This window comes from Micromonospora sp. RTP1Z1 (assembly GCF_033804685.1).
Classification (GTDB): domain Bacteria; phylum Actinomycetota; class Actinomycetes; order Mycobacteriales; family Micromonosporaceae; genus Micromonospora.
Map to the genome: position 1 here is coordinate 1 of NZ_JAPFQV010000122.1, position 2,823 is coordinate 2,823.

Sequence of the window (2,823 nt, forward strand, 5' to 3'; positions counted from 1 at the left end):
GATGCGGTTCCTGCGCCACAAGTTCAAGCGAGTTCGATCCTTCAAGAAGGCCAAGGCGGGCTGGCAGCGCATCATCGACCAGTACCCGAAAGCCTTCGCCCACTGGGCATGGGTCAACGCCTTCTAGATGATCAGGACGACAAGAGCCGTATGACGGGAGACTGTCACGTACGGATCTGTGGGGGGCGGCGGGTGAGATTCCCGCCGCCTACCCGGCGTACTAGCCGGGTGGTGACGGCGGCTCGGGCGGGCGTCTGCGGGCGCGGGCTGCGTCGGATATGGCGATCCCGGTCAGGACGAGGGCAGCAGCGGCGGCGACCACGACTGGCGGCAGGGGGAGCATCGCCGGTGTCAGGGCGGCCAGCGCAAGGACGCCGATCGGTCGGGACCGGGACACGCGGCCGAATACCGCGTGCTCGAAGCGGGCGCGCCCGGCCAGGTACAGCGCGGGTCCGCCGAGGATGACGGCGATCCAGGCCGGTGGGGTGTCTCCGAGTGGATGGGCGATGACAAATTCGTCGCCGACGGCGGCAGCGACCACGCCGGCCACCATGGCCAGGTGGGCGTATGACGCCGATCGGGCGAGGCGGACCGGGTCGGCGGACACGGCAATCGCTTCCGCCAGGACTTGCCCAGCGCGGTAGATGTAGATCCGCCACAGCAGCACGGTGGTCGCGATCGACACTGCGAACGCGGCGACCCCGTCCGGCGCGAAGCCGCTGCTGCTCAGCGCCAGTCCGGTAACCAGGATCAGCTCGCCGAGCGCGATGATGAAGAACTGCCGGTAGCGCTCGGCCAGGTGCTCGCCCGAGATCACAAGGTCTTGGCTGGGCGTACGGCCTGCCCCCGGGGTGGGGAAGCCGATTCTGCCTGCCGTGTGGTCAAGGACCACCGCGAGTGCCCACAACGCGCCACGCGCCGTACCGTGCACGAGCGCCCCCGCGATCCACGGCAACGCCGACAGGCCGTACCAGAACAGCCCGCGCACGCCGGTGCGCTGCAGCTCGTGGCCACGCAGAACGGCCACGAGGACGAGCCCGCGGCCGAGCTGGATGGCGACGTAGGCGCCCGCGAAGATCAGGCCCGTGTCGCCGAATGCCTCGGGCACCGCGGCCGCCATCACCAGGCTGCCGACCAGGGTCGCGATGACCAGCGCCTGGATTACCGGTCGTTGCGGGTCCGTCCGGTCGGTTAGCCACGCGGTGCTGGACCAGACCCACCACATGGCCCCCAACAGCACCAGCGTCCGGAAGGCACCGCTCCACCCGAGATCCTCGGCCAGGCCGCGCGAGAGCTGAGCGAGCGCGAGGACAAACACCAGGTCGAAGAAGAGTTCCAGGAACGTAGCCCGCTGTGGATCCCCGGCTTTCCGCACCAGCTCGGTCGCCCTGCTCGTCGTCATCGGCTCGCCCGTTCTGCCAGCTCTGCTCCAGGTTTGGGGGCATTCTGACATACGGCAGCGGCGGTGACCGCGGACGTGCTGCCGTGGACTGGATCGAGCGACCCGCGTTACACGGACGGGCGACGGTCGAGGCCGATGAGTTCCTTCCAACCGTCGCCGCGGGTTCGGATTAGCTCGTCGACCTTGGCCAAGCGTCGGGGCGGTGCTACAGAGGACGGAGTGTCACCCAGGTCCTGATACCGATATGTCACCCAGGTCCTGAGACCGGACAGCGGGCTGCCGGCGTGTCTAAGGGACGTCTCGTAACTCGGTGAAGGCGTTGCCCGTGACCGGGTTGGCGCTCACCTGGCGAGGACGATGTTGTGGAGATGGGCGATGCCGGAAGCGGTATCGATCAAGGTGTGGGCGGCTCGGCGGTAGTCCCGCAGGATGTTCCAGCACTTCATCCTGGCCAGGGCGTGTTCGACCCCGGCGCGGACGGTGCGGTGCTGGGTGTTGAGCTCTTCCTTCCAGGCCGGTAGTTCGCTGCCGTCAGAGGGCTTGCGGTACGGGATGATCACTTCCGGGTTGCCGCGGTAGGCGCCGTCGGCCATCACAGGTCGGCCCGCGAGCTTCTGGTCGATGCCTGAGGTGCGGTAGACGATGGTGTCGTTGCGGTTTCCCGGCTGCGGGTCGCCGACGGCGACGACGAGACGTGTGCTGGCGTCGATGGCGACCTGCAGGTTGGTCGAGTAGCGGTAGTTCTTGCTCCGGGCGGCAAGGCGGTGGTCCCGGGTGGGGATCGGGCTGTCGTCGACGATGGCGATCTGGTCGACCGGACGCCGACGCACGGGGGCGAGGGCCGGCAGCGGGCCGAGAGAGTCGATGACCCGGTGCGCCGCGGAGTGCGACACCCCGAACAGCGGGCCGATCTGGCGCATGGTCAGGTTGGTGCGCCAGTACACGGCCACCAACAGCACACGGTCCGGCAGGTCAAGGGCCCACTGCCGGCCCGGCCGACCGTCAGCGATCGTGACCCCGCCTCGCTCGGCGACCAGGCGGACCAGCTTGCGGAACTGGGCGGGTTGCAACCCCGTGAACGGGAAGATCCACTCGGCGCGCGCTGCGGAGATCACCTGCACCCAGGCATCCTCGATGATCGTCCTCAACGGACAGACATCGGGGTTACGAGACATCCCTTAGAGCCTGGTAAATAAGGGGTTGAGGCCGCCGCTGGGGCCCGGTTGAGATCGATGATCTCGCGTGTCCGGCGTGGCGGCGTGACATGGGGAAGGGCCTTCGGTACGAGCAAAGCCGACTAAACCAGCACGACCGAAGGCCCAACCCTGTCTGTATACCTTGTCGCCGGCGTCGCCGCATCCGCCACCCCGGCCACCGTTGACGATCACCTGCCCACCGCCCGGCCGCGGCACTATCCGTCC

The 2,823-nt window shown here is 68.3% G+C and carries 2 protein-coding genes; both read right to left on the reverse strand.

Translation table 11 applies throughout. The features are described from left to right. Positions 1 to 220 precede the first annotated feature (220 nt). Positions 221 to 1,402, reverse strand: a complete 1,182-nt coding sequence (locus SLP03_RS31280) for a low temperature requirement protein A (RefSeq protein ID WP_319464241.1) — start codon at positions 1,400 to 1,402, stop codon at positions 221 to 223. Positions 1,403 to 1,743: 341 nt separating this feature from the next. Beyond that, complete coding sequence (locus SLP03_RS31285) at positions 1,744 to 2,523, reverse strand: transposase family protein (RefSeq protein WP_319464242.1); 780 nt, start codon at positions 2,521 to 2,523, stop codon at positions 1,744 to 1,746. Positions 2,524 to 2,823: the final 300 nt, after the last annotated feature.

Bases quoted from the DNA above. Each gene is read 5' to 3' on its own strand.
- SLP03_RS31280 (WP_319464241.1), bottom strand. From the start codon at position 1,402: ATGACGACGAGCAGGGCGACCGAGCTGGTGCGGAAAGCCGGGGATCCA.